At 59.5% G+C, this 26,854-nt stretch carries 27 protein-coding genes and 1 pseudogene; 20 read left to right on the top strand and 8 right to left on the bottom strand.

Translation table 11 applies throughout. The features are described from left to right. Positions 1 to 117 precede the first annotated feature (117 nt). The 4 genes from HB376_RS31285 (at position 118) to HB376_RS31270 (ending at position 5,407) form a co-directional block, all read left to right on the top strand. On the top strand, positions 118 to 1,314 hold the full coding sequence (locus HB376_RS31285; protein WP_213767543.1) for an AAA family ATPase: 1,197 nt from the start codon (positions 118 to 120) through the stop codon (positions 1,312 to 1,314). Between the two features lie 2 nt (positions 1,315 to 1,316). Continuing rightward, a complete protein-coding gene (locus tag HB376_RS31280; protein ID WP_213767542.1) occupies positions 1,317 to 2,279 on the top strand; it encodes a ParB N-terminal domain-containing protein in 963 nt (320 codons plus the stop codon). 338 nt (positions 2,280 to 2,617) lie between these two features. Further along, positions 2,618 to 3,940, top strand: a complete 1,323-nt coding sequence (locus tag HB376_RS31275) for a replication protein O (protein ID WP_213767541.1) — start codon at positions 2,618 to 2,620, stop codon at positions 3,938 to 3,940. A gap of 786 nt (positions 3,941 to 4,726) precedes the next feature. Continuing rightward, complete coding sequence (locus HB376_RS31270; protein WP_213767540.1) at positions 4,727 to 5,407, top strand: GntR family transcriptional regulator; 681 nt, start codon at positions 4,727 to 4,729, stop codon at positions 5,405 to 5,407. Between the two features lie 235 nt (positions 5,408 to 5,642). Here HB376_RS31270 and HB376_RS31265 read toward each other — a convergent pair whose 3' ends face one another. Continuing rightward, on the bottom strand, positions 5,643 to 5,963 hold the full coding sequence (locus HB376_RS31265; protein ID WP_213767539.1) for a DUF4148 domain-containing protein: 321 nt from the start codon (positions 5,961 to 5,963) through the stop codon (positions 5,643 to 5,645). A gap of 422 nt (positions 5,964 to 6,385) precedes the next feature. On the opposite strand from HB376_RS31265, the gene HB376_RS31260 reads away from it, so the two are divergent. Genes HB376_RS31260 through HB376_RS31220 form a run of 9 tightly spaced genes read left to right on the top strand, consistent with a single transcriptional unit; the run spans position 6,386 to position 14,710 of the window. Beyond that, positions 6,386 to 7,138 (top strand): GntR family transcriptional regulator, encoded by a 753-nt coding sequence (locus tag HB376_RS31260; RefSeq protein ID WP_213767538.1) that lies wholly within the window; start codon positions 6,386 to 6,388, stop codon positions 7,136 to 7,138. Next, positions 7,135 to 7,875: an ABC transporter ATP-binding protein gene (locus HB376_RS31255; RefSeq protein WP_213767537.1), complete on the top strand. Its 741-nt coding sequence runs from the start codon at positions 7,135 to 7,137 to the stop codon at positions 7,873 to 7,875. Before HB376_RS31260 ends, HB376_RS31255 begins: the two co-directional genes overlap by 4 nt. A 3-nt stretch (positions 7,876 to 7,878) precedes the next feature. Then, positions 7,879 to 8,652 carry an ABC transporter permease gene (locus HB376_RS31250; RefSeq protein WP_213767536.1) on the top strand — a complete coding sequence of 258 codons (774 nt, stop codon included), beginning with the start codon at positions 7,879 to 7,881 and terminating at the stop codon, positions 8,650 to 8,652. A gap of 21 nt (positions 8,653 to 8,673) precedes the next feature. Beyond that, entirely contained in the window at positions 8,674 to 9,675 is a 1,002-nt protein-coding gene (locus tag HB376_RS31245) for an ABC transporter substrate-binding protein (RefSeq protein WP_213767535.1), read from the top strand. A gap of 39 nt (positions 9,676 to 9,714) precedes the next feature. Beyond that, a complete protein-coding gene (locus HB376_RS31240) occupies positions 9,715 to 10,719 on the top strand; it encodes a zinc-binding dehydrogenase (RefSeq protein WP_213767572.1) in 1,005 nt (334 codons plus the stop codon). Positions 10,720 to 10,751: 32 nt separating this feature from the next. Beyond that, complete coding sequence (locus HB376_RS31235) at positions 10,752 to 11,183, top strand: PaaI family thioesterase (RefSeq protein ID WP_213767534.1); 432 nt, start codon at positions 10,752 to 10,754, stop codon at positions 11,181 to 11,183. Beyond that, the gene (locus HB376_RS31230) at positions 11,183 to 11,959 is read left to right on the top strand and encodes a VOC family protein (RefSeq protein ID WP_213767533.1); all 777 of its coding nucleotides are present in this window, start codon (positions 11,183 to 11,185) and stop codon (positions 11,957 to 11,959) included. Before HB376_RS31235 ends, HB376_RS31230 begins: the two co-directional genes overlap by 1 nt. Beyond that, positions 11,956 to 13,515 carry a class I adenylate-forming enzyme family protein gene (locus tag HB376_RS31225; RefSeq protein WP_213767532.1) on the top strand — a complete coding sequence of 520 codons (1,560 nt, stop codon included), beginning with the start codon at positions 11,956 to 11,958 and terminating at the stop codon, positions 13,513 to 13,515. The genes HB376_RS31230 and HB376_RS31225 overlap by 4 nt, the downstream gene beginning before the upstream one ends. A gap of 58 nt (positions 13,516 to 13,573) precedes the next feature. Further along, positions 13,574 to 14,710 (top strand): hypothetical protein, encoded by a 1,137-nt coding sequence (locus HB376_RS31220; RefSeq protein ID WP_213767531.1) that lies wholly within the window; start codon positions 13,574 to 13,576, stop codon positions 14,708 to 14,710. A 108-nt stretch (positions 14,711 to 14,818) separates the two neighbouring features. Here HB376_RS31220 and HB376_RS31215 read toward each other — a convergent pair whose 3' ends face one another. The 3 genes from HB376_RS31215 to HB376_RS31205 all read right to left on the bottom strand — a co-directional run bounded on the left by HB376_RS31215 (position 14,819) and on the right by HB376_RS31205 (position 17,792). After that, on the bottom strand, positions 14,819 to 15,454 hold the full coding sequence (locus tag HB376_RS31215; RefSeq protein WP_213767530.1) for a 2OG-Fe(II) oxygenase: 636 nt from the start codon (positions 15,452 to 15,454) through the stop codon (positions 14,819 to 14,821). Between the two features lie 407 nt (positions 15,455 to 15,861). After that, positions 15,862 to 16,974: an AraC family transcriptional regulator gene (locus tag HB376_RS31210; RefSeq protein WP_213767529.1), complete on the bottom strand. Its 1,113-nt coding sequence runs from the start codon at positions 16,972 to 16,974 to the stop codon at positions 15,862 to 15,864. Positions 16,975 to 17,102: 128 nt separating this feature from the next. After that, complete coding sequence (locus HB376_RS31205; RefSeq protein WP_213767528.1) at positions 17,103 to 17,792, bottom strand: FadR/GntR family transcriptional regulator; 690 nt, start codon at positions 17,790 to 17,792, stop codon at positions 17,103 to 17,105. A gap of 237 nt (positions 17,793 to 18,029) precedes the next feature. Between HB376_RS31205 and HB376_RS31200 the strand changes: the two genes are divergently transcribed. From HB376_RS31200 to HB376_RS31190, 3 genes are read left to right on the top strand one after another with little or no spacing between them, the layout of a single operon-like run. Beyond that, positions 18,030 to 19,352 carry a C4-dicarboxylate transporter DctA gene (locus HB376_RS31200; RefSeq protein WP_213767527.1) on the top strand — a complete coding sequence of 441 codons (1,323 nt, stop codon included), beginning with the start codon at positions 18,030 to 18,032 and terminating at the stop codon, positions 19,350 to 19,352. 49 nt (positions 19,353 to 19,401) lie between these two features. Beyond that, positions 19,402 to 20,412, top strand: coding sequence for an allantoicase (alc, locus tag HB376_RS31195; protein ID WP_213767526.1), 1,011 nt, complete (start codon positions 19,402 to 19,404; stop codon positions 20,410 to 20,412). A 6-nt stretch (positions 20,413 to 20,418) separates the two neighbouring features. After that, positions 20,419 to 20,937 carry an ureidoglycolate lyase gene (locus HB376_RS31190; RefSeq protein WP_213767525.1) on the top strand — a complete coding sequence of 173 codons (519 nt, stop codon included), beginning with the start codon at positions 20,419 to 20,421 and terminating at the stop codon, positions 20,935 to 20,937. A gap of 122 nt (positions 20,938 to 21,059) precedes the next feature. On the opposite strand, the gene HB376_RS31185 is transcribed toward HB376_RS31190, so the two are convergent. The 4 genes and pseudogenes from HB376_RS31185 to HB376_RS31170 form a co-directional block, all read right to left on the bottom strand. Then, a complete protein-coding gene (locus HB376_RS31185; protein ID WP_213767524.1) occupies positions 21,060 to 22,301 on the bottom strand; it encodes a GGDEF domain-containing protein in 1,242 nt (413 codons plus the stop codon). Next, positions 22,270 to 22,617, bottom strand: a complete 348-nt coding sequence (locus HB376_RS31180; RefSeq protein WP_213767523.1) for a hypothetical protein — start codon at positions 22,615 to 22,617, stop codon at positions 22,270 to 22,272. Before HB376_RS31180 ends, HB376_RS31185 begins: the two co-directional genes overlap by 32 nt. A gap of 34 nt (positions 22,618 to 22,651) precedes the next feature. Beyond that, positions 22,652 to 23,257: a pyridoxamine 5'-phosphate oxidase family protein gene (locus HB376_RS31175; protein ID WP_213767522.1), complete on the bottom strand. Its 606-nt coding sequence runs from the start codon at positions 23,255 to 23,257 to the stop codon at positions 22,652 to 22,654. Between the two features lie 49 nt (positions 23,258 to 23,306). Further along, a pseudogene (locus HB376_RS31170) lies at positions 23,307 to 23,453 on the bottom strand (substrate-binding domain-containing protein); the annotation flags it as partial. 425 nt (positions 23,454 to 23,878) lie between these two features. Between HB376_RS31170 and HB376_RS31165 the strand changes: the two are divergent. The 4 genes from HB376_RS31165 to HB376_RS31150 all read left to right on the top strand — a co-directional run bounded on the left by HB376_RS31165 (position 23,879) and on the right by HB376_RS31150 (position 26,848). Continuing rightward, a complete protein-coding gene (locus HB376_RS31165; protein WP_213767520.1) occupies positions 23,879 to 24,109 on the top strand; it encodes a hypothetical protein in 231 nt (76 codons plus the stop codon). A gap of 72 nt (positions 24,110 to 24,181) precedes the next feature. Further along, on the top strand, positions 24,182 to 24,613 hold the full coding sequence (locus HB376_RS31160) for a hypothetical protein (RefSeq protein WP_213767577.1): 432 nt from the start codon (positions 24,182 to 24,184) through the stop codon (positions 24,611 to 24,613). 109 nt (positions 24,614 to 24,722) lie between these two features. Further along, positions 24,723 to 25,421, top strand: a complete 699-nt coding sequence (locus HB376_RS31155; RefSeq protein WP_213767519.1) for a response regulator transcription factor — start codon at positions 24,723 to 24,725, stop codon at positions 25,419 to 25,421. Next, entirely contained in the window at positions 25,418 to 26,848 is a 1,431-nt protein-coding gene (locus HB376_RS31150; RefSeq protein ID WP_213767518.1) for a FecR domain-containing protein, read from the top strand. Before HB376_RS31155 ends, HB376_RS31150 begins: the two co-directional genes overlap by 4 nt. The last annotated feature ends 6 nt before the right edge of the window (positions 26,849 to 26,854 follow it).

Raw genomic sequence — 26,854 nt, 5'->3', positions numbered from 1 at the left:
CCGGCAAAGTTTACTTGCGTTTACTCCGTATACCTCTTAGTCTTCGGTTACCGTCGGTTCTACCTTTTGAGGGAGAATCCACGTTTTTGGTAGAACCAGTGCCACCGGGAAGAACGCATGGATATTAACCTTTCGACGCCACCCATCGAGGTGACGCCGGACGACCTCGTCAATTTGGCGGCTCGCTCCGCAAAAATGCTCGAGCGAATTCGCACTCAAATGCTCCAGCCGTTCCCACGGAAGGTTGCCCCGGTGTTCCCGAGCGGCAAACTGCAGGAACTGTGTGGCATCGACAAAGCCCGATTCTCCTATCTGATCAAGAAAGGGGAACTGCCTCAAGGCACCCAGGAGAAGGCCGGAGCCGCGCGGCAATTTACGCTCGCTGAAACCATCGAGTGGGTCAAGGCTGAACGCAAGCCAAGACAGCGTCCGGCGGGGAAAGACGGGAAAGTCATCGCTATCGGTAACTTCAAGGGCGGGGTGACCAAGACCACGACGTCCATGGTGCTGGCGCAAGGCTTGTCGTTGCGTCACGGCCGCCGGGTCCTCCATATAGATATGGACCCGCAGGGCAGCGCGACCACGTTGTACGGGATCAACCCGCACGCGGAAATCAACGGCGACCAGACTATTTTGCCCTTGATCGAGGCTTACGTCAGCGGCGAAGCCTTCGACATGAAGCATTTGCCGATGCAAACGTATTGGGAAAACCTTGACCTGATCCCATCATCCACGGATTTGTTCAACGCCGAATTCATGCTCCCTGCGCGCGTTCACGCTTCGCCGAGTGCAAAGTTCTGGAACGTGCTGAACGACGGGCTCAAGGAACTCAAGCACGAGTACGACTACATCATCATCGATACCGCGCCCACGTTGAGTTACCTGACCATCAATGCGCTTTTCGCGGCAGATGGGGTGATTGTGCCGGTGATGCCGGACACGCTCTCGTTTGCATCGATGGTCCAGTTCTGGTCGCTTTTCTCCGACATGGTCTCCGGCATGAAGCAATTCGGGGAATCAGCCGACGAAGCCAAGATATTCGATTTCATCGACATCCTGGTGACGCGCATGCCGAATAAGGCGAATGCGTCCATCGTTCGCGACTGGGTCATTACGACCTATGGCGAGCGTGTATTGCCGGTTGAAATCCCGGAAACCGACCTTGCCCGGACGACCACCAACGATTTTTCGACGGTGTACGACTTCCCGAACTACGACGGCAATGCCGCAACGCTTCGACGAATCCGCGTGCCATACGACCAGGTCGTGGATCTGATCGACAGCAAGGTCTGTTACCTCTGGGACAAGGAGTAAGCATGTCTACAGCAGCGAAACAAAAGGCAAAGGCAGCAGGCATTCGACTGGACGACGATGGCATTGACACGCCTTCTGAACCGGTGGCGCCTCGCACCGCGCCTGGGCAGTTGATCGGTCTTCAAGGGCGGGTTCACAGCCAGCAGGCTGAAATTGACAAGCTGAAGCGGGCACTGGAACAGCGTGCACCCGGCAAACTTCCGCTGAACAAGCTTCACGAGATTCCCGGCCGTCGCCGACGTCTTACGCCTTCAGAGTACGCAGAACTTAAAGCGAACCTGATGGCATACCCTCTCGCGCAGCCTATTACGGTGCGCGAACGCCACGACGGCGAATACGACATCGTCGCTGGTCATAACCGGGCGTCGGTGTATCGCGAACTCGGTCGCACCGAGATTGACGGCATTGTGCTGGACATCGATGCGTCGATGGTCGAGTACGCCGCCTTCTTCTCCAACCTCTTATCGCCTACTCTTTCGGACTTTGAGAAATTCTGGGGCTTCAAGTCACTCCAGGACTCAACGGGGATTACGAAAGAGGATCTGGCGAAGGCTGCGGGCATTAGTGACTCGCACGTCGGGCGGATCATGAAATTCGATCTGCTTCCTGACGAGTGCAAGGAATTGCTGGCAGCTCGACCCGAGCGCTTGGGAAGTAACGCGGCAGAGCAAATGGCCAAGGCGGTAGCTGAGGGGCGGGTGGACAAGGTCAAAGCAGCGATCGAGCGGCTTTTGGCTGATGACACTTACACCCAGGCGCAAGCGGTCGCGGCAACAAAGCCAGACCGGGCGCCTCGTGAGAAGCACGAACCACTGATCGTCAAACGCGGCGCCAAGAAGGTTTGTCAGATCTCGGCCCGAAATGGCGTTGTCGGGGTTTCATTCTCCGGCAAAGCCGCTGACGAAGCAGAGCAATGGGCAGAACGAATTCACGCATTCATTGAGTCGGAACTCGAAAAGCAGTGATCCCTAGTAGGGAACTGCTTTAAATCAATGACTTAGCTCGCAGCACATCAGCACCCTGAAGTCGTGAATCAAGGTTCAGGACTTCCCTAGTAGGGAATCGTTAAAAATCATGGACTTAACCAAACGGCCGAGAACGATCATGAACTGATTTCAATGCTGGAAAAACAAAAGCCTTCGGCGGGAACCGAAGGCTTTTGAGTAACCGGGCTTCGCTGTCGCTTGCCCACCGCTGCATTTCTCCGACGGGAATCGGATAAAGGCCCAACACCTCGAAGTGTAGCGGATAGCGATCGGCAGTCAAGCGTTTCTCTTCCATTTTGAAGAAATGGACGTGTGACATGCTTATCGCGCAACTTTCCGTTGCTGGCGAGGGGGACTTGTACCCTCTTCCACCCTCCGACGATTCCGTCGATATCGACCAAACAGCGCTAGATGAATTTCTGGCCGGTCAATCAAACCTCCCTTGGGTCGTATTCCGGGCCGCGCATCGTGCTGCGAGCTTCCCGGCACTCCCTGCTCGCGCTCGCGCCGTGTTGGCTGCACTTGCACGCACCGTTGACGCCAACCGACCGTACGCCGCCATATTCGCCCGTCGTGAGCTCCTGACCGGGCGCGCCATGCAATCGATGCGCACGTTCTATCGGAGCCTTGACGATCTCGAAGCGGCCGGTTTGATTGAGCGCGTGCCGCAGAAGCGCTTCGGGACCGCTGGCTTGTTTGGTCGCGCCTATCTGCATCTCACGGAAAAATCCGCGGTTGTCCTCGGCTACACGTCACAGTTGTCCGAAACTCAGTCTTCTAAAACTCAATCTCCTGATCATCAGCTTTCTGCCGCTCAATCCGATGGCCTGGCTTCGCCCGGTGTTGAGACACTCAGCGCACAGGCCCATTCATTTAGCCCGCCGTGTGTCACGGTGGCAGACGGCGCTATATATAAGGATCTACCCCCTAAGAATCAAAAGAGACAACCAGGAGAGCTCCCAGCGGATCTCCAGCGCTTGCTGACTTTGGGTTTTCGTCAATTTTTGATTTTTAAACTCATGCGAGAAGCGAAGGCGCAGGCAAAGCTGCTTTCCGACGTCGTCGAAGCGACCTGGGAGCATCTGCGAAACGCGAAGCGCCCGATCAGCTACCTTCGTGCCCTGCTCCGTTCACCGGTTGATTTCGGGCATCAGATTCGAGCCAAGCGACTCGCCGCAGAGCAACTGGCCGAAAAGAACGCTCGAGCCGCGAATATCGACGCCGCTGTGCTCCAGTGCGCTGGACACGTATTTATCGATATCGCCAATACCCGCCTCATCACGGTCTCCAGCACAGCCGATTCGATCACCGTCCACGACTACCGAGAAGCAAAACCACGCGTGTCGACTGGGCAGTGGGCAGCCGCGTTCGTCGCTGCGCTGAGTGCAAGGGAAGTTGTCCGAGCGACGCCCGATCAGCTCGCTGCATTCCGATTGAAGTGCGACAACAATCATGCTGTCCAACCGGCGGCCACAGCGCCAGCCGGACATGCCATGCCACGAACAAGGACATCGACGATCAACGATCGCCTAAGTGACATGAAGAAGATGCTCCGGGCTACATGCGCCGGCGTTTCCTTGAACACGCGTGACACGCGGCTTGCCGAGAGTTCGGGGCAAGTTTTGAAGGCCAATGAATGACGGCACGTATCGGTTCGTTTTCGCGAAATTCTGAGAATCGGATGCTCTTCGCTATGGCTGCCCGGATCGGTACCGATCAATCTGGCATGACCGGTCGTGCATTATTGAGCGCGACGCGGTATGGGTATCGGGATCTCAGCATGAACTCGATGCGCTATCTTTCTGCTCGCTGGATCTGTGCTTACGCGTGCCACCACGTTTCGCAGACAAACATCAAGCCGACTTACGCCGAAAGAGGCTGCGTAATACAACCATTACAAGCATCCCTGAAAACCCGATCGAACAACATAAGCATCCGCGCGCATCGCCGAGGCTTCGGGCCTTACATCCTGTTCGATCTAATTCGCATAATCGCAACTAACGGTCAGCCGATCATTCATCTGCCTTCCGCGCGGGCTAGAGCCCAATATTCAGCCCGATCACCCAATCTGCTTTTAACGGGCAGCGGTCCGACCATTCCCAAATCAATCGCGAGATATGCGCCGCATAGTTGTTCGACAAATATCCCGGCGCGAAAGCGTGAACGAGTCGGCATGCCCTGTCTGGAGTCCAAATTCAGCGATCGAAAGGTAACGTCGAAAAGAAGTCGGTCACCGAAGCTTCCGGTGGACCAACCGACATCTAACATCGCAAGCTATTTTGTATGACAATCATTCAATCTAATGGCGTTGCAAAATAACAACGCGCGTCATCCCATGGGCATAACGCTGGGCCCACGATCATTCGTTTTGGCATGCCGTATCAAGTATCATGCCGAGGTGATCTTTGTCAGACGGGAATACAATAATGACAGCCGGAATGGGTTTGGTGCGGCCGGAAACGCTGCGTCATCAGGTAGAGAATGTGCTCCGACAAGCCATCGTGTCCGGTCGTTTCGCGCCGGGCGCGCGGCTCATCGAACGTGAATTGTGTGAGACGCTGGGTGTCAGCCGGACGTCGGTTCGGGAGGCATTGCGCCGGCTGGAAGCGGAAAAGCTGGTACGCAGCGTGCCGCACAAGGGGCCGGTGGTCGCGATCATGTCGAAGCAGGAGGCCACTGAATTGTATGCAATTCGAGGTTTGCTCGAAGGTTTCGCCGCCGGAGAGTTTGCTCGAATTGCGGGCGATGAAGCCATTGCCCTGTTCGGCGAAAAAGCAAAGCTGCTGCGCGCGCAAGCATTGGCCAACGATCAGGCTGGCGTGATCAAGGCGAAGACCGAACTCTACGATGTACTGCTCGATAACTGCGGCAATGCCCTGGTGAAAGAGATCCTGACGAGCCTGTATTCGCGGGTCACTTTGCTGCGCGCGACTTCGTTGATGCACCCAGACCGCCTTCCGGCCAGCCTCCGTGAGATCGACAAGTTGTTCAAAGCGCTGAAGGCACGCGATGAGGAAGGGGCCGGCGCGGCGGCACGACTGCATGTGGCAAATGCGGAGAAAGCGGCAATGCAGATGCTTGACGAAACAGCGGCGGAGCAGCAATAAGACGCGCAGGTAAAAGGGAGCACACCAGCTTCCGGCAACAGACGCTGAAACCCGAAAACAATACGAACTGAAACATAAAAAGGCCGTTTCCAACGCGAGTTGGAAACGGCCTTTTCAGTACTGCAGTTGCCATTTGCCGGCCCCCGCGCAGAGTGCAAAGCAACGCCGCTTAATCATCACCGGCCGGCTTTCTATCCGTGAGCGATCAAGGCGAGACTCAATTTTCGCTGGCGCCTCAATGACCGAAATAGACAGAGTGGGTTCCGGCAGGCTGGGTCGCCTCGGAGCGCATGCCTGAAGCGGAAGTACCGCTCACCGAGGGGCCATAGGACGTAGCGGCCACGCCGCGTTCCGCTTCCACGCGCTGTTCGGCAGCTTGGGCTTGGTCGGGATAATTGGTGCGGTCGGCCGCCGGGTTATAGCCCGCTTGCTCCATTTGTTGAAGGTCGTTCTTTACCGCAGAGCGTGTCACTTGCGTGTTGTCCTGAGCGAACGCAAATGTCGGCGCGGCGAGCGCTGAGGCGATAACAACAGCAGGAATAAGAGCCTTGAACATGATCATCTCCAATGAAGTTTGCTAAGCAGGTACACGCAAACCGCAGGCCAGATCAGTGATCGCTTAACTCTTTGGTCAATTCCCCTTGCCGGTAACAACAATTCGATTCCCCGCGCCGATTTGGTTACCGCTTAGTTGCGAACCGGGCAATAAAAATCATGCTAAGGATTGCCCACAATAGTCAGCATTTACACCGGAATGAAAAGGAGAAGCCTGCAAATCAGCTTAGGCAATGGATGCGCGCCCTACGCAAGCCCTGGACGTTTGTAGTGGTCAAGTTACTCACCCCTGAGCCTCCCACGATATCTCTTCTCGGGGCTTACTTATTTAAATAACTTGTTTTTGAAAAATGTCGTAAACGCCTACGATAGTTTCTTGAACATATCAATCCGATGTCGTGAGCAGCTTACAACCCAACGGCCATGACCTACGACGAATCCGCCACGCACTCTACTGATCTGCTTGCACCGTCTGCCCCCGCAGTGTTGCGCGGCGATGACGCCTACGAACGCATCCGCCGCGATCTGCTTTCATGCAAGCTGATGCCCGGGTCGACCGTTACCGAAAGCCAGTTGATGTCGGAGTACGACATTGGTAAAACGAGTTGCCGTATTGCACTCGTGCGGCTCGTGCACGAAGGCTTCGTGCGTTCTCTGCCGCGACAGGGTTACCGCATTGCAGCGATCACATTGAAAGACGTGGAAGAGGTGTTCGCGCTGCGAGTACAACTTGAACCACTGGCAGCGCGGCTAGCCTGCGGCCGTGTTGACGTGGAGCTGCTGCGCCGTCTCGAAGCGGCGTGCCGCGTGCCGCATCCGGAACGGGCGTTATCGGCGCAAATTGATGTTTTTCTCGACGCGAACCGCGAATTTCATCTGGCGATAGCGGCTGCGAGCGGCAACGAGCGATTGCATAGAACGCTCGCGAGCCTGCTCGATGAAATGTCGCGCCTCGTTGCGCTTGGCTTTGGCGTACAGGGAACCAAACCCGAGATCAAGCACGATCACAATGCGATGATCGATGCGTTTATCGCAGGCGACGGACGTCGCGCAGAGACTATTGCGCGCCGTCATATAGAGACGTTCCAAAGCATGACAATGGAGAAGGTCTACGCGAGTCTTTCCAGCGCGGGGGCATCGTTGCCACTGTACACGGTGGCGGAGCTTCGCCGATGAGCGCTGCCATTTCCTTGCGCGGAATAGAAAAGAACTTCGGATCACTAAAGGTCTTGGATCACGTTTCCTTCGATGTCGCGCAAGGTGAAATAGTCGCGCTGCTCGGCACGTCGGGATGCGGCAAGAGCACGCTGCTCAACATGGTGGCGGGATTGCTCGAACCGGGGGAGGGCGAACTGTGGATCGACGGCAAGCGGACCGAAGGCACGAAGGATCGCAACGCGCTCTCATATATGTTTCAGGAAGACCGGCTGTTGCCCTGGCGCACTGCGCGCGCGAATGCCGAGTTCGGCCTGGAAGCCGCGAGCCCCGCGATTCCCGCCCGCGAACGCCATACCCGCGCGAACGCGGTCCTCGATCTGGTCGGCCTGCAAGGTTTCGCCGATGCCCACCCGCATCAGCTATCGGGCGGCATGCGCAGTCGCGTCGCCCTTGCACGGAGCCTTGTCACCGGCCCTCGCATCCTGCTGATGGATGAACCGTTTTCAAAGCTCGACCCGCAGATGCGCTCCCAAATGCACGACGAACTACTGCGCATTCACGCGATGCAGTGCATGACCGTGCTGTTCGTGACCCACGACGTGGAGGAAGCAATCGTGCTTGCGGATCGAGTCGTGGTGCTTGCGCCGCGTCCCGGCCGCGTGCGCGAGATTGTTGACGTCGACCTGCCGCGCCCGCGAACCGCCACGGATCCGACCGTGGCCGAGGCGATCCGCCAATTGCGTCTTCTGATCTGACCCATGTCCACTGTTCCGCGTAGTTCATTTGCTTCAACCGTTGCGCAACGCGTTGTGCTCGTTATTCTGCTTCTGGCGGCATGGTGGGCCGCGTCGCTGCGCATGCCGCAATTTGTATTGCCCGGGCCGCTGAGAGTGGCGCATGCATTTGTGGGGCTCGTTCAGAGCGGCACGTTCTTCGATGACCTCGGCATCACGCTGTATCGCGTTGTGGCTGGTTTTCTTCTGGCGGCCGCCGTTGGTGCACCTCTCGGCATTGCGCTCGGTGCGAATCCGCGCGTGGCGCATTTCTTCGAGCCGTTGCTGTCCATTGTGAACACGGTGTCGTCGGCGATCTGGGCGGTGTTCGCCATCATCTGGTTCGGCATCTCGAACGCAACCACCATCTTCGTGGTGTTCATGACCGCGATGCCGCTGATCCTGACGAACGTATGGCAAGGCGCACTGACAGTAGACCGGAACCATGTCGAGCTCGCGCGTAGCTTTCGCATGTCGCAGACGCAGACCATGCGCAAGATTTTCCTGCCGACCATCCTGCCGCATTTCTTCGCCGGTGCGCGCCTCGCATTCGGTTTTGGCTGGCGTGTCTCGCTGGTGGCGGAGACGATTGGCTCGTCGAACGGCATTGGCTACCGCCTGCGGCAGGCTGCCGATCTCGTGCAGACCGATCAGGTTTTCGCGTGGACCGTCACGCTCGTTGTCCTGATGCTGCTGCTCGAAGCGGGCGTGCTGAAGCCGCTTGAGCGCCGCCTGTTTCGCTGGAAAAAGACCGACTGATCTAACGGGAAACAAGGAACCATGAAAGCCATTTTACTACTCAGGCGAGCGGCGGTTGCAACCGCCGTTACGACGACCGCGATGCTCGGTACTGTGCAAACGGCGCATGCCGAACCCATGCGCATCGGCTATTGGACGAGCGGCGTGAGCCTGGGCTTCGGGGCGGTACTCGAGGCACAAAAATTCCTGCAGCAACGCGGCCTCGACGTTACCTTCATTCGTTTCTCCGACGTCAACGCGCCCAATCGCGCGTTGGCCGCCAACGCGATCGACTTCGCATTCGCGGCACCTGCCGCCGCTGTTTTCAGCACAGCGGCCGAGGGCGTTCCGTTGAAGATCGTGCTTGCCACGCAACCGGCCGATGTCGAATTCGTCGCGCCTGAGGACTCGCCGATCAAGTCGCTCGCAGACCTGCGCGGCAAGAAAGTCGGTATGTCGCCACCGGGCAGTTCGGTCGCGGCGATTGCCACCGCGGTGCTGCAGGGCAACGACGGCATCAAGGCGAACGATTTTTCCATCGTCCCGGGAAATGAAGCGCGGCTCGCGCAGTTCCTCGTGCAAAAGCAGGTCGACGCCGCTGCGTTGCGATCGGTAACCATTGCACAACTAAAGGAATTGAAGGTGAAGCGGCTCGGCAGTTTTGGCGCTGAGTGGAAGAAGCTGACGAAATCCGACGCAACGCCCTATATAGGCGTGAGCGCGATCCGTGCGGATTACCTGGCCCAGCATCCGCAGGACGTGGCGAAGCTGATCGCAGGCATGCGCACGGCGTTGCAATGGGGCGCAACGCATCAGAACGACGTCGCGGCAATCCTGCAAAAGAGCGCGAATCTTCCCGCCGAGGACGCGCAAGCGTATGCCGCGCGCTGGTCGGACATCAATCGCGTGACCTTCGAGCCGATCGATCTCGAGACGCTCAAGCGTGAGCATCAGATCTTCGTGGATGGCGGTGTGATCAAAGGCACGCTGCCCCCCGATCTCTTCGATACCGGCCCGTATGCCGCATCGAAATCAATCCAATAAAACGGAGTAGACACTGTGACAACCAGCATTCCATCGACCATGAAGGCACTCGTGCTGAACCAGCACGGCGACCTCGATCAACTCCACGTGGTGACCGACAAACCCGTGCCGAAGGCGACACCCGGGCATGTGGTGATCCGCGTGCGTGCGTCGTCGTTCAACTACCACGATGTGTTCACCGTGAAGGGCATGCCGGGGATCAAGGTGCCGTTTCCGGTGGTGATCGGTCTCGACATGGCGGGTGAAATTGCGGAATTGGGTGAAGGCGTGGAGGGCTGGAAGGCGGGAGACCGTGTGCTCGTGAATCCGCTTTATCCCGAGAAAGGCCTGATGGGCGAAATGCTCGATGGCGGCATGGCGCAATACTGCCTGGTGTCGGTCGGGCAGTTGATTCCGTTACCCGATGCCGTGAGTTACGACGCCGCGTCCGCGTTGCCGGTGGCGTACGGCACGGCGCACCGCATGCTGGTCACCCACAAGACCGTGAAAGCAGGCGACCGCGTATTGATTCTCGGCGCAAGCGGCGGGGTAGGCACGGCGTGCATTCTTATCGCGAAGCAACTGGGCGCCGAGGTGATCGCGTGTGCAGGCAGCGACGAGAAGTGCGAGCAACTGAAAGCGCTCGGCGCGGATCATACGGTGAACTACAAGACTACGGACTTTTCGAAGTGGGCAATCGGCGAGTACGGCAAACCCCAGCGCCGGACTTACGAGGGCGGGGTGGACGTGGTGGTGAATTTCACCGGCGGCGACACCTGGGTGCCGTCGCTGAAGTGCCTGAAACGCGGCGGCACGTTGCTCGTATGCGGCGCAACGGCTGGCCATGCACCCGCCGAAGACCTTCGATACATCTGGAGCTTCGAACTCAAGATCATCGGCTCGAACAGTTTCTACGATGAAAACCTGCGCGCGCTGCTCGATCAGATTGCGGCGGGAGAACTGGTGCCGGCCATCGACCGGACCTTGCCGCTTGAGCAAGCCGCCGAGGGACTGCGCCTGATTCGCGACCGCGAGGTGCTGGGTAAGGTCGTGGTCAACCCCTGAATCTATTGATGAGATACGCTGAGGAAAACATCATGAGCGAAGCAACATTGCCGAGCGCGCAGGATATCGAGGCGCGTTTGCGGCGCGGCCCGTTTCACGAATGGCTGGGTTTGAAGGTGGTATCGGTGAGCGAAGGCGAGATCGAGCTGCGTGCCACGTGGCGCGAAGAATGGGTCGTGAATTCCGACAAGGGCTACACGCACGGCGGCATTCTCGCCGCACTCGTGGACCTGGCGGCGGACTGGGCGCTGGTATCGAAGACCGGACGGGGCGTGCCCACTATCGATCTTCGCGTGGACTATCATCGCGCCGCGTTTCAGGGCGACCTGACCGTGAAGGGCAAGGTGATCAAGTTCGGCTCGCAGGTCTCCGTGTCCGAAGCGCAGGTCTTCGACAAGGACGGCAAGCTCGTCGCCAGCGGCCGCGGCGCCTATTCAACGGCAACGGTAACCCCAACCCCCTGATGCTGAAGCTCGACCATCTCGTCATCAACACGCGTTTCGATACCGACGCTGCTCAGCGCACCTTCGAGCAACTCGGCTTCACGGTTGCGCCGCGCGGGTATCACACGCTCGGGTCGATCAATCATGCGATCGTGTTCGATGACCACTATCTTGAACTCATCGGCTTGCCTGCCGATGGCAAGACCGTGCGCGAGGAGATTGTGTCGAGTCCGCTGGGTCCCGACGGTCTCGTGTTCCGCATCGACGATCCGGCTGCGACCTTCAATACCTTGCAGCGTGCCGGTTTCTACGCGACGCCGCCGCAGACCTTCTCGCGGCCGGTCGAACTGGACGGCGAGCCCCCCGCCGATGCGCGGTTCACCACCGTGCGGCTGAAGCCGGGCCAGCTTGACGGAGGCCGCGTCTATTTCTGCCAGCACCTGACGCCCGAGCTCGTTTTCCGCAGCGAGTGGCAGAGCCATCCGAATGGCGCGGTGGGTTTGAGCGCGCTGCATCTGATCGATGTTGCGCCCGAACCGTATGTGCAACTCGGTGAGATCGAGCCGGGCTTCGAACTGGTGTACTGGACGCGTGCTGACTTCTACGCGCGTTTTGGCACGACTGCGCAATACATTGCTGCGCGCGGACCGCGTTATGCCGCGATCACGGTGCGTACGCCGGCCTGGCGCTCGGTGGGTGAGCGCGCGGACGCAGCGGGTTTCCCTGCGTCCGTCGAGATGCAAAGGGCGCTCGTCGCGCTGCCTCGCTTCGATACCTTGCTGGAATTCATACCATGACTTTTCCGACGAATCTCGGCGCGCTGATTGCACGCGGCGAGGGCGCCGATACACTCGCCATCATCGGCCTTGACGATGGTTTCAACGAGCGCCGATACACCTTCGCTGAACTCGATGCGCTCGCCGACGCAGTGGCCTATACGCTCGCCGCTCAGTACGCGCGAGGCGAGCGCGTTGCATTGCTCGCGGCCAATTCAGCGGACTATGTCGCGACGATGCTGGGCATCATGCGCGCGGGGCTGGTCGCCGTGCCGGTCAACTATAAATTCCCACGCGCGCTGATTGCGGACGTGATCGCGGATAGCGGAGCGCGTCTCGTCTTCACAGATTCCCAGCGGGTAGGCGATGCGCCTGCGACCCTGCCGCGCGTGGTGTTCGGTGGTCAAGAGGAAGCCCCTGGTGCGCAGGGATTTCAATCGTTTATTGCAGCGGAAAAATCGCACGGCCCGACCTTCGTGCCCGTCGTTCCACACGAAAACGAAGCCGCTTTGTTCCTCTATACATCGGGTTCCACGGGGCGGCCCAAGGGCGTCGTGCTTTCGCACGCGAGTCATCTCTGGGTGGTCGAGACGCGCTTGAAAGCGCAGCCACTGAGCGGTGAGCGTGTGCTGATCGCCGCGCCGCTTTACCACATGAACGCGCTCGCGCTGGTGTTCCTTACGTTGAGCGCTCGCGCCACGACCGTGTTGATGCCCGCTTTCAACGCGCGCAATTACATTCGCGCTATCGATACTTATCGCTGCACGTGGCTCACTTCCGTGCCGCCGATGATCGCCATGATGATGCAGGAGCATGAACTGCTTGCGCGCACGGATTTGTCGTCGGTGCGTTATGTGCGGATGGGCTCGGCGCCGGTCAGTGGTGCGTTGCTCGAGCGGACTCACGCGCTGCTGCCGAACGCGACGGTCATCAACGCGTATGGCACGACCGAGGGTGGGCCGGTCGTGTTTGGACCGCATCCCGCGGGCTTGCCTATGCCAACGCACGCGATCGGCGCGGCGCACCGCCAAGTGGAACTTCGTCTCATCGATACGAACGGCGAGCTCGCGAGCGAAGGCGAACTGGAGATGCGCAGCGCGGGGCTGATGAACGGATATCACAACCGCCCGGACCTGGCGACGCCGATCACGCCGGACGGCTTTTATCGCACCGGCGATGTATTCCGCCGCGATGAAAACGACTTCTACACGTTCATCGGACGACGCGACGACATGTTCGTTTCCGGTGGAGAAAACATCTTCCCGGGTGATGTAGAAAAGATGCTCGAGTGGCATCCGTCAATCCAGCAAGCGAGCGTGATTCCCGTCGACGATGCGATCAAGGGTACGAAACCCGTGGCCTTTGTCGTGCTGAAACCGGGGGCGCAATTGAGCGCGGAGGAGGTGAAGGCGTTCGCGCTGGAGCACGCCCCGGCCTATCAGCATCCGCGGCAAGTCTGGTTCGTCGATGCGTTTCCGCTCGCGTCGACCAACAAGATCGACCGGGCGGTTTTAAAGCGCGAAGCGGCAAGGCGGCTGACGGAGGAAGGGAATCCTGGAAAGGATAGGGGACGCTGACTATCAAGTTATATCATCAGTTTTGATATATTTAAAATGTGATGATATAGTTTGAAACATGAAACCCGATCAATGGCATTTTTCTCGTCCTGAGCTCGCTGCAGGTTATCTGAACCTGTTCGGGCTGGGTCTTTCTTCCGCGCGCACGCTGTTCGCACGGCGGCGGATGGGTAAAACTGAATTTCTGCTGAAAGACCTCATCCCGGCAGCCATGGCGGGCGGTTACCTGAGCGCGTACGTGAACCTGTGGGACGACGACGAGGAGCCCGCCGGCGCGCTGGTCGGTGCCCTCTACGGCGCTATCGAGCCTAACTGGTGGACCAGGCTTGCACGTCAAGCCAAAAATCCGGTCAGGAAGCTCAAAGCCACGGGCAAGATTCCTGCATTCGGCGAGGCGTCGGTCGAGGCGGAATTATCGGCGGAGGACAAGAAGTATGTCGGCACGCTTTTATCGGACGCGCTCAAGGCCTTCGATTCCCAGCCGAAACCGCTGCTTCTGATCATAGATGAAGCGCAGGTTCTTGCTGCCGCGACCCACTCGAATTTTGCGCATGCGCTGCGTGCCGGGCTGGACGTTCGCAAGGATCGGCTGAAAGTGATCTTTGCCGGCAGTTCGGAATCGACCTTGCGAACCATGTTCGGACGCTCGTCCGAGCCATTTTTCAACTGGGCGCCCCTTGAACCTTTTCCGCTGCTCGGTCGCGATTTCCTCGAGTTCATGGTGGAGAAGGTCAATACCATTGCCAAGCATCAGCTCTCGATGAAACATGCGGTCGCGGCTTTCGATCAGCTCAACAGCACGCCTGAATTCTTCCGGCGTTTTCTGGAGCGGCATCTTACGTATCCGTTCGATGGTCCCGAAGCGGCGTTGCAATTCACCAAAGAGCACGTGTTCAACAACGCGCAATTCAAGCGGCAGTGGACCGGATTGTTGCCAGCCGACCGCGCGCTGCTCGGCATGATGGCCGACGGCATGGTTTCGGACTTTCATAGTCAGGCGGCGCGGGAGCAACTCGGGACCTTGCTCGGCTTGCCCAAAGCGCCGCCGATGAACACGCCCGCGCATTCGTTGCGCCGGCTTCAGGCCGACAACATCGTGACCAAACTGGCGCATGGTGAATATCGCTTTGAAGATGAAGCGTTCGCGCAGTGGATCCGTGAACAATGCACCCTGGGTGAGGATGCTCCGGGCTGACGAACGCGCTTTTTAACCTTCGCGCTTGACACGAGCGGTCAATGCGCATCGCGGCTGGAACCGGAAACGGTCCAGCCGCGACGTCACGCGCTTTAAGCGCACTAAGCATTAAGCGCGGCGTCTGAACCATCCCGTGAGCGATAAACGGTCGCGCGTCGCGGGCAATACTTCGTGCAGCATGTCGGCGGATAAAAACACCGCGATCCGGTTGCCGACCGGCGCGATATCTCGCGCGCTCGAACCTTCCGGATGCAGCCTTAAAGCACCGCCGTGCTCGGGCAGCCAGTCCGCATTCAGATAGACGATCACGGATACGGTCCGGCTGTCGTCGTGGCGAAACCGGTCACGGTGCTGCATGTATGAAGCGCCCGGTGCGTAGAACGCAAAGTGGCTTTCGTATTCATCGAGACCCAGGAACAGGCCGCGATTCAATGCGATACGAAGTGTTTCCATGATCGCGAGATAACGGTCGCACGCGTCCGACTGACCCGTCTCCAGCCACCGGATCCGGTCGCCGCGCACGCCAGGTTGCAGCGAGCGTGCCGCGCCCTGGCTGACACGCGCCTGGGTCAGCTTCCCGGCCGCCGCGAGTGCCGCGCATTCCAGCGCCAGCGCGAGGGTCAGATCCGGCGGCAAGAAAATGTCCTGCTCCGACCAGCCATGTTCATGAACGGCATCGACAATATGACGATGCAGGTCATCTCCGGACGCATCGGAATGCGCCGGCGGTTGCGATCGGATCACTGCGGGTTCCTTCGAATGAAGGTGCTGGGTGGAAATTCGGGCGGCCGTCCGAGGCGAGACTGGACCTAAGCGGGTATCGGATATGAGCGGGGTGGGGCTTTAATCTGAGCGGTAGATATTAACACCGGCTCCTGACTGTTCCAGTGACGCGGACTCGCGGTGCTCTGGCCGGTTGACCGGCGCCTCGTGCCGTTCAATCGCCCGTGAGCATCAACATTGCGATCGCCGTGGGCGAAGCGTATGGCGCCAAGGTGTTGCCCTGGGCTTTTGCGCTGGCTTTTCCAGCCGGATGTTTTGCTTTGCTTTGGTGAGCGGGTTTGCATCGATGATGCAGGCATGTTGAGCGTTTGGTCCACTCGCGCCCTGGGAGCCTCGATCGGTTCATCGGCGCAAGCGAAACCTGTTCGCTACACCAAAGGCAGCCACACTTCCGTCCGAAGCGCTTCCGGAGGAGTGACCTCGGGCCGGTTCAGGTTGACCTCCAGCGGCGGTTCGTCGCGAAGCTGTTCGCCCGATGACGGTAGCCAGTCCCGATACGCCGCCTTCCATGTGCGATGCAACGTCGTATAAGGACCGACGTGGGTGAAAACCGCATAGCGGCCGCTTGCGATCGGTTGCCAGTTCAGCGTGCCGGAAAGTGCCAGGCCGTCCGGTTGCTCGCACTGCCCGCTGCCTGTGGCCATCGAATAACCGAACACCAGGCCCGCGACAAAACGGCAATGCGGATCGTCAGGACCTTTGGGGTCGTCGGGAACCACGCTCATGTAACTCGACACCTGATCGCGAAGGCCCGCGCCATTCACTACTTGCATCAGCTCGCCAAATGCCTGTTGCGCTGCCCGCATCATGTTGTTGTCGACCATGCCGCGCCCCGTGGCGGTCAGGGCGACGATGCCCTCGGGCAAGTGGGTCATTCGAGAGACTTGCATGACGGCGGCTCCTTTGAGAGCAGAGGGAAAATCGGGTTCGCGACAATGTGTAAAAAGGTCGTTCCATGCGGGGACATTGCCTCGACGCACATCCGTCGGCGTGGTGTCGAGATCACGGCGCATTGCTTTGGCGAGTGCCTGTGCGGACTCGTAGCCCACCTTCAACGCAATATCCGATACCGCTTCATGGCCGCTGACCAGCAGCGCACAGGCGCGTCGAAGCCGCAGCAAGGTCACATAGTTCGCCACCGTGCAGCCCGTATAAGCGCGAAACATCCGATGAAAATGATGGCGCGACATGGCAGCGCAATCGGCGAGGGTTTCGGCGGTTAGCGGTTCGTCGAGATGACTCTCTGCATGGGCCAGCGCGCGGGCAATCAAGTCAGCGTGGCGATCGGATGTCGGTCTGGAAATAGGCGGCGGCATGGACGCATTGTAGAAGGCGATGCTCGCGCGGCACGTGTCCCAGCGTGCTCGATGCGGGTCATTCGCGCTGGCACCGCAGGTCGGGTGATTCCCGTTGTCGAGGTCAGGACCAAGCGGATTTTCCCGGCGCGACGCGCCGCTGACCAAACCGAGGCAGCGGCTCAAATCCGAGCTACATCAAGCGCTTAGATGGTCGCCAGACACGTTATCCACAGGGTTCTCAACATAAACGGTGAATAACCCGCGCGGCCGTTTCACGTCATCGTCGCACGGGGTAAACACGTTCTGCCGCATTAAACCGGAATCGGAAAATGAACGCCCGCCCGCTGAGCCGCGTTCACGATATGCGTTTCAATTGCTCGCCCGGCGTGTTCGCTGTCGCGCGCCTTCAACGCTTCGACAATCGCCAGATGCTCGTGATACGTCGACAGCACAAGTTCCCGCCGATAAAACGGCAAACGCTGGCTCTCTTTCATGATGTCGGCGCTGCCGCGCAGGATCGATTCAATGGCCGTATTACCCGCGAGGCTCACGATGCGCATATGGAACGCGAAGTCGAGTTGCGCGGCTTCGTCGAGTTCGGCGCAGGTCAGTGCGCTTTGCAGCGAGTCGAGATTGTCCTGCAGCCAGACGATGTCCGCGTCCCCAATAGCCGGCGCCGCCAGCCGCGCGACGAAACCCTCGAGCGCGAAGCGCATCTGGTAGGTATCGGGAAGCGACGCCTGATCGGCGAAACGCCAGGCGTGCGTGCCGGCCGCCTCGGCGCTGTTCACATACACGCCCTTGCCGGGACGAATATTCAGCATCCCGAGCGCTTCCAGCGTGGACAGCGCTTCACGCAGCGAGGCCCGGCTGATCGCCAGTTCCTCCGACAACTGCCGCTGCGCCGGCAGCAAACTTCCCACCGGATAAACGCTCGTCTCGATGCGCTCACGAATAGTCGCGATGGCGGCATCGGTCACGGTATGCGGAACATTTTTCATAGGACAGTTAAGAGTGGCGCGGTCTGACCGCCATTGTAGGCCGACACCACCGAAGCGTCTGCTCTGTCACGCCTTTTTCGCTTGAAAGCGCGCTGAAAACCCGGGTAAACCGGTATCAAACGGATCTTGACTCCACTATATCGGCTTTCTAATATTCCTCATCAGCAACTGGTCCGACCAGTCTGAACAGTTAGCATGATCACCATCCCGTGCCGTGCGACACCGAGGAGAAACATTGTGTTGAGATTTCTTAATTCCCTGTTTGGACGAGTCATGATCGCGCTGGTCGCCGGGATCGTGATCGGCGCGGTGTTTCCCCATTTCGCGCAAACGCTGAGGCCGCTTGGCGACGGTTTCCTCAAGCTCATCAAGATGGTGATCGGACCGATCGTGTTCTGCGTGGTCGTCTCGGGCATGGCAAGCGCGGGCAACCTGAAGAAAGTCGGGCGCGTCGGGCTGAAGTCGGTGGTCTATTTCGAGGTGATGACCACGCTCGCGCTCGTGATCGGCGCCTTGCTCGCGTATGCAACCCGACCGGGCGTTGGCATGAATATCGATCTCCATACGCTGGACGCCGGTTCACTCGCCACCTACACCGAACACGCGAAAAGCCTGAAAGACACGGCCGGCTTCCTGCTCAAGATCATCCCCGATACCGCCACCGACGCCTTCGCGAAGGGTGACATCTTGCAGGTACTCGTGTTCTCTGTGCTGTTCGGCGCGGCGCTCTCGCTGCTGGGCGAGAAGGCGCAACGCGTGACGAGTCTTATCGATGAACTCTCGCACGTGTTTTTTCGCATCATGGGTTTCATCATCAAGCTCGCGCCGCTCGGCGTGCTCGGCGCGATTGCATTTACGACCGGGACCTATGGCGTGGAGTCCCTGAAGCAACTCGGCATGCTGGTGGTTGTGTTCTATGCGAGCTGCCTGATCTTCGTCTTCGTCGTGCTCGGCGTGGTGATGCGGCTCACCGGCTTCAGCATCTTCAAGCTCGTACGGTATCTGCGCGAGGAACTGCTGATCGTGCTCGGCACCGCTTCGTCGGACGCCGTGCTGCCGCAGATCATGCGCAAGCTCGAATGGATGGGCGTGAAGGATTCCACCGTCGGCCTCGTGATCCCGACCGGTTACTCGTTCAACCTCGACGGTTTCTCGATCTATCTCACGCTCGCCGTGATTTTCATCGCGCAGGCCACCAATACGCCGCTGTCGATCCACGACCTGATAGTGGTCGTTCTGGTGTCGCTGGTGACGTCGAAGGGCGCGCATGGCATTCCTGGTTCAGCCATCGTGATCCTTGCCGCCACGCTTTCTGCGATTCCCGCCATTCCCGTGCTCGGCCTCGTGTTGATCCTGCCGGTGGACTGGTTCGTGGGTATTGCGCGTGCTGTCACCAACCTGATCGGCAACTGCGTCGCGACGGTGGTCGTGGCCGTGTGGGAAAAGGATATTGACCGCGTTCGCGCCACACGTGTTCTCAATCAGGATACCGAACTGCTTTTCGTTCCGGCCGATCACGCCGGCACAAGTCACGGCCACGAACCCGCACACGCTCTCTGAGCGCGCTCTTCATCGCCATCCCCTGAATCGTTTTAAAGGAACTTACTTCATGGCCAGCCCCGTTCTCGACCCCAACGCTCCGGCATTTACCCGCCGCTTCATGAACCTTGCCGATCCGCGTCTCGGCGCCACCGCGCTCTTCGCCAGCGATGAATTCTTCGCGCCCAAGGAGCGCATGCTCGACCCGCAGCCGGCGGTTTTCATCCCGGGCAAATACGACCACAACGGCAAGTGGATGGACGGCTGGGAAACGCGCCGCAAGCGCACCACCGGTTACGACTTCTGCATCGTCAAGCTGGCGCGGCCGGGCACCATTCACGGCATCGACCTGGATACGAGCCACTTCACCGGCAACTTTCCGCCGGCAGCGTCAATCGATGCCTGCACGAGCGACAGCGCCACGCCGCAAGACGACGCCGACTGGCGCGAGATCGTGCCGGCGACCACGCTGCAAGGCAACCAGCATCACTATATTCCCATCGTCGATACCCGCGCCTACACGCACCTGCGCGTGAATATCTACCCGGATGGCGGCATCGCGCGCCTGCGGGTCTATGGTCAGCCGAAGGTGGACTGGACGCGTGTTGAACGCGGGTCGCGGGTGGATCTTGCGGCCATCGAAAATGGCGCTTATCTGGTGGCGGCGAACAACCAGCATTTCGGACCGGCATCGCAAATGCTGATGCCAGGACGCGGCGTGGACATGGGCGACGGCTGGGAGACGCGGCGTCGCCGTGAGCCCGGCAACGACTGGGCGATCGTGGCGCTGGCGCACCCCGGCGTGATCCACGCTATTGAAGTCGATACCGCCCACTTCAAGGGCAATTTCCCCGATGGCTGTTCGCTGCAGGCAGCGCGTGTGACCGGCGGCACGGATGAATCGCTCGTCACCCAGGCCATGTTCTGGCCAGTATTGCTGCCGCAACAAAAGCTGTCGGCGGACAATATCCATCGATTCGAAAGTGAAGTGGCGGCTCTTGGACCTGTCACGCACGTTCGCTTCAACATGTTCCCGGACGGTGGCGTGTCGCGCTTGCGCCTGTTCGGTGCGATCGAGTAAGCAGCTATGCGCACGCTTACGCTCGAACCCCTGACGCGCGCGGCGTTTAAACCATTCGGCGATGTAATCGAACTCGACGGCGCGCAGCATTTTCCGATCAACGGCGGCACGACCGAGCGCTTTCACGACCTGGCGAGCGTGGATGTTGGCGCGCACGAGGGAGGCCGGCCGCTCATCAACGTGTTCCGGGGTCAGCCGCGTGCGCAACCCGTCGAGATATCGATGATGGAGCGTCACCCGCTGGGCAGCCAGGCCTTCCTGCCGCTTGGCGCGGTGTCGTATCTGGTAGTGGTCGCGCCGGCAGGTGAATTCGACGCATCAAGACTGCGCGCATTTTTCACCCGTGGCTGGCAGGGCGTCAATTATGCGCGGGGCGTCTGGCATCATCCGCTGATCGTGCTGGATGTTGCTGCGGACTTTATCGTGATCGATCGTGGCGGGAAGGAGGAAAATTGTGAGGAAACCTATCTATTAGAGAGTCTGCGACTAGTAGAAGGTGATCTTGTTTATTCGTCAGCCGCGTGAAGGCTGATAACCGGGCCATGCTGTTTTTGTTCGCGTATAGCGCGGCATCACGGCCCGGCTTCAAATCCACGATGTTGCCCGTGTCCGCGAGCCGATAGCACAGCGCGCTATAAAAACTAGGGCTATGTCACGGCAACCATGCCCTCTTGCCCGGCATCCCGGCCAGGCGCGCCCGACACGCTCGGTGCCGGACTGGCGCACACCCGGTTGCGCCCGGCGTTTTTCGCGCGATACAACTGCGCATCGGCGGCGCCCACCAGGCTTTCCTCGGTCACGAGACCTGAACCTGATTCGCCCGCGCAACTCACAGCCACTACACCGAAACTCGCGGTAGCCCGCACTTCGCGGCCATCCCAGGCGCGCGTGGCCGTCAGCTCGAACGACTGGCGTATTCGCTCGGCAAGCACCGTCGCGCCGGCGAGATCCGTTTGTGGAAGCAGCAGCAGGAATTCCTCGCCTCCGTAGCGAATCACGCTGTCGACCTGATGCCGCGTGTGCGCAAGCAGCATGGCGGCGAAGGTCCGCAAGACAGCGTCGCCCGCGGGGTGCCCGTAGGTATCGTTGATCTGCTTGAAGTGGTCGATGTCGCACAGGATGACCGCGAGCTTGAGTTTGTACCGGCGGGTGCGCTGGAGCTCGGCGTCGAATAACACATCGGTCAGATACCGCCGGTTGAAGCAGCCGGTGAGATAGTCGCGCACAGAGAGGTTGCGCAACATTGCGTGCTGGCAGAACTCGTCGCGGACAAGACGATTGTGGCGGCGAGCCATCACATAACCGAGGGCGTTGGTGAAGACCAGGAGCATTGACGACGTCAGCAACGCCGACGAGTCCAGCACCTTCGACGCCGCGGAGATGGCGATAAATCCGCCCGTTGCGGCCAGTGCAATGAGCAAAGCCCAGATCAGCTTGTTCGGGATGAAGTTATAAACCACGATCAGCATGATGCCCATGGACATGCAGTGCACCGTCATTCCGGTCGGACGAAGCCATGTGATTGCCATGAAGGCGGCAAAGCCGACCACTTCGACCGCGCTCGCAGCCATGCGCAGGGAGGTGACCGAAACCTGCCGCAAGGTTGCGATGCGCAAGCTCACCACGCACGTCAACGCGACGGAGCAACGGGCCAGGAACAGCACAAGGGTCGTGCGGGAGTAACCAAGGGCGCTCACGTCGGTTATCGCGAAAGCGACGTAGAACAAGCTGCAAAAGATGAGCGCCCGCACGAGGGCCGTATGGTTTGCGCTCCGGTGATGGCGCTGAAACTCCTGTTCCACCGACGGGTCTTCGAACTCGGACCACAGGCGGTCAAGTCTGAAATTCGTCTCGGTGTCAAACCGTGAAATTTCGCTCAGTTCTGCCATCGCTCGCCATGTCGGATGTCGCGGTTGGGGCAACATCATAAGTCATTTCGATGTTCAGCCCGGCGGCCGGCGTTCCCAACCCCGCCCCTTGATTTGCAGCGAGCCCAGCCAGCGTGTCACTCAACCACACGTGCGCTGGATCGGCCTGACTGCTAGGCGGCCACGCCGCAAACGGCGTAAAACCGCGCGCCTCGAACGGCAGTTCGAAGATATCGAGCCGTTCCCGATAACGCTCGGCAAAGCGGGCGTGGAGCGTCGAAATCCGTACGCCCGGTCCGGCCAGTGCCAGTAGTTGGTATGCGGTGACTCGCCGCAAGCGTGGGCGTAGGACGGGAGCGCGACGGCGCCGTTTAGTACAGGTCGGTCTTGAGGCGTCCAGGCAATGCGCGATCGTAGGCGTTGCCGTCGAAACTGGCATCGCTTACGTTCTGCAGCATGGCGCCGGCTGAGGGCAAGCTCGAGCGGTCGACGTATTTCTCACCGTTCCACAAGTCCGATCTCACGACCGCCTTCGAACAATGGAAATACACGGACTCGACATGCACGAGGATCACCGTGCGCGGCGGTTTGCCGTTGACGCTGAATGAGGCGAGCAGTTCGCTATTGTCGGCAATCGATGCACGGCCGTTCACGCGCATCATTTCTCCCACGCCCGGCACAAGAAACAGCAAGGCCACACGCGGGTCGTGCACGAGGTTCCTCAATGTATCGATACGGTTATTGCCCGGGCGGTCGGGAATGGCCAGCGTATGGGCATCGACGATACGAACGAAGCCCATTGCATCGCCTTTGGGCGAGCAGTCGAGGCCGTCCTCTCCCGCCGACGCCAGCATCACGAACGGCGACGCAAGAATGAACGCCGCGTAGTCTTCGCTGATGAACGAAATTTCCTTGCGCACCGAACGCTCGTTCGGCTTGCCGTAGATATCTTCCAGTTGCTCGACGCTCGTCAACATACTTCGCTCCTTCAATGACCGGGGTTCAGCCCATACATTAGCAGGCCGGTCAGTGCGGCGTGACAGGATCGAGTCCCGTTTGCGTGACGACCGGCGCTGCTTCCGGCGAGGCGAGATAGTCGAGCAGCGCTTTCGCTCCTGCCGGATGTCGTGCCCCCACCCGAATGCCGGCCGCAAATCGCGTAATCGAATGCACGGGAAAAGACTGGATAAGTCGATAACGTTTGCGCAGGTAAAATTTAAACGCATTAACGGTAATGGTCGCTAGTGAACACCCGTCTTATTCAGTGCAGAAAGATGCGCAAACGATTACGGATTTCGCCTGACAATTAACTTACCGCGAAAGCAGACGCTTTACTTCAACGTCCTCGGGATGCATCCCGGGGATGTGTGGGCGAATTGTTAAATACTGAAAAGTACGTCAAATAGAGCAGTGATTGGCGGTAGAGTGCGTCATCGAAAGACATTTTTCGGTTTGTCCTTCGGTCAATAATATCAGTGGGAAAAAACATGCCCCGGCGCCACACGCCAAAGGGATGAGATCCCATGAAGGCGAACCGTATTATGTAGCGCTGAGAGGCTGGTTCGCCGCGCACAAGACGTCAGTTTTCGGGGATATCAATGGATACTAAAACGCCATACCAAGGAAATCGTGCGTCGATAATAATCGACGCGGAAATAGTGCATATTGAAGCGATCATGTCGCGTTGTCTCGCGATGGGAGCCGATGGCGCGATTTTTCACGCGAACTATTGGCGCAACCGTTTATTGACGTTGCGGGATTCTGGTCTGAGCCATATACAGAACGTCGCGGTGCAATCGCTTTTAGGCGATCTCGTGGAGTGCTGCTAGACCGATCGCTGGAAACAGGTCGGAATGACTCAACTGAATCCAGCTCGTTCATGTCAGCCCAGGGTGCTTTGAATGTTGAATAAATCCAGCGGCGGCCCGCTTGCGTGGAAGTCGAAAATCCAGCCGGGGCAGCCGGCCGACAGCTTGCGTTATGTGACGCTGGATCTCGCGTCTGATTCGCATGCTCGTGCGGCAATCGAGGCTTATGCCGATTCATGCGCGGCCGAGCTGCCGTGGTTGGCGGATATTTTGCGAGCACGACTGGAGAGATTAAATAGTTCGGAAGACCGCGCTCAGGATCGGTTTACCGGACTTCAAGCAGGACTTCAAGCCGGACTTCAGGAAGATGAGACCGCCCCAATGCCGCTGACTCATTGCGCACAGACGGCGCGGCGTTTGATGGCATTCGCGTGCATGTGCGCACGCACGCGTGAGGATTACTCGGATGCGGCGTGGGATCACGTCATGAAAAGCTTTGACCGGATGCTGATTCAAATGCGGTGATTCCGCATAAAAAAGTATAATAAAAATACAAAATAATCTGCCATCGGCATTCGGCGCCCAAGCAAATAAATGACATGGCCGTCTTGACTATTTAACGGGATATCAGGCAATGCGGATTTGCGTGCTGGACGACGACCTGAGCCAGACGGCGTTCGTGGCTCAGACACTGACTGCGGCCGGGCACTTCTGCCAGGTTTTTACGGATGGCAAGAGCCTGATCCATGAGCTGAGGCGTCAGCCGTACGACCTGCTGCTGCTCGACTGGAACATGCCGGAAATGCCGGGCGACGTCGTGCTGAAATGGGTCAGGCAAAACCTCACCACGAACCTGCCGGTTCTCTTCCTGACGAGCCGCAGTGTTGAAAGCGACATTGTCCAGATGCTCAACGCCGGCGCCGACGACTACATCCTCAAGCCAGTGTCGCGAGCCGTGTTGCTCGCTCGTGTCGAAGCGTTGCTGCGGCGGATCTACATGCTTCAGAACGAGGTGACCCAGGAAACCTACGGCATCTATCGATTCGATCTGACCGACCAGATCGCACTGGTCAGCGAAGTACCGGCCGCGCTGACGCAGAAGGAATTCGAGCTTGCGCTGCTGCTCTTTCGCAACCTGTCGCGGCCGCTGTCACGCACCCATATCCGCGAATCGGTGTGGCGGCAGGACGTGGATATCCCGTCGCGCACGATCGATACACATGTGTCGCAGATTCGCTCCAAGCTGGTGTTGCGGCCGCAAAACGGTTACCGCATAACACCCATCTATAGCTACGGCTACCGGCTGGAAAAAGTGGGGAATGAAGCGCCGTGAACGGGATCAATAAAAACAGGCGGGGCCGGGTGGCGCATCAGCGTCTGCGCTCGAGGCTGGACGCTGCAATGGCGGTGGCCGGTGTCATGGTCACTGTCTGTTCGATCCAGCCGGCCTACGCTAAACGCGTGCCGCAGCAGGACATGACGCCCTATGTGGTGCGCGCGGACGATTCGCTTTACACGCTGGCGGACCGCTACATGCAGAGTCCTGCCGACTGGCGGTTGTTGCGCGCCATCAATCACGTGGCGAACCCGCGGCGCCTGCAGGTCAACGCCCATCTCTCGATGCCCACTTCGCGCCTTAGGCAGACACTGCTGACGGCCCGAGTGGTGGCGGTGCGCGGCAGTGTCGATAAGCTCGGCACCGCGGGCGCGCCACCCATGCCGGTGAGCGCGGGGACGTTGCTGATGGAAGGCGACGAAATCAGCACCGGCCGCGACGCGTTTGTTTCCATGCTGCTACCCGACGGCTCGCATGTCGTCCTGCCGTCGAGCAGTCAGATCCGGATCGGACGATTGCGGACCACGCTGCTGACCGGCGCGGTCGACCGGCAGTTCGACCTGAAGCAAGGCGAGGTCGCGACCGACGTCACGCCGTTCAAGAATCCACGCGATTCGTTCCGGGTCATTACGCCGTCGGTGGTGGCAGGCGTGCGCGGCACACGTTTCCGGGTGAATTACCTGGCGACGCAGGATGCGACCACCGTCGAGGTGCTGGCGGGCAAGATCGGCGTGGATGGAGCGGGGCCTGACGGAGCGGCCAACCGTACGTCCGCCCCGCAGCCGATCCAGGGCGGTGCGCAGACGCTCGTGCTGGCCGGCTACGGCAACCTGACGCGCACGGGCGATGCCGCCGGCGCGTCGGTGCGGCTGCTTGATCCGCCGGAGATTGCCGATCCGGGCAAGTTGCAGAATGCCCCTCAGGTCGCCTTCGACCTGACGCCGGTAGACGGCGCCGGCGCGTACCGTACGGAGATCGCGACCGATGCCGACTTCCTCGACCTGCTTCGCGATCAGCGCACGACAGGCCTGCACGCGGCGTTCGACAACATCCCGGACGGCAACTATTTCGTGCGCGTCTCGGCCACGGATACGCATGGCATCGACGGCTTGCCGCAAGTGTTCACGTTCAGCCGTCATCTCGATACCACCAACGCGGCGGCTACGCCCATCGAAGGTAATGGCTACGCATTCCGCTGGCATGTCGATGGCGAGGCGAACGGCGCGCGGTATCGGTTCATCCTGTCGAGTCATGCGGACCTGAGCGCGCCGCTTATCGACTTGCTCGACGTGTCGGGCGGCGAGATGTCGGTGGCGCATCTGAGCCCAGGCAAGTACTACTGGACGATCGTTGTCGATACCTTCGAGAACGGCCGGCTCTTGTCGATCCCGAGCGAAATCCGGTCGTTCACTCAAACGCGGTAGGCGCGA

This window comes from Caballeronia sp. dw_19, assembly GCF_018449515.1.
Classification (GTDB): domain Bacteria; phylum Pseudomonadota; class Gammaproteobacteria; order Burkholderiales; family Burkholderiaceae; genus Caballeronia.
The sequence above is the reverse complement of the archived record's forward strand: the minus strand, read 5'-3'. Positions and strand labels throughout refer to the sequence as shown.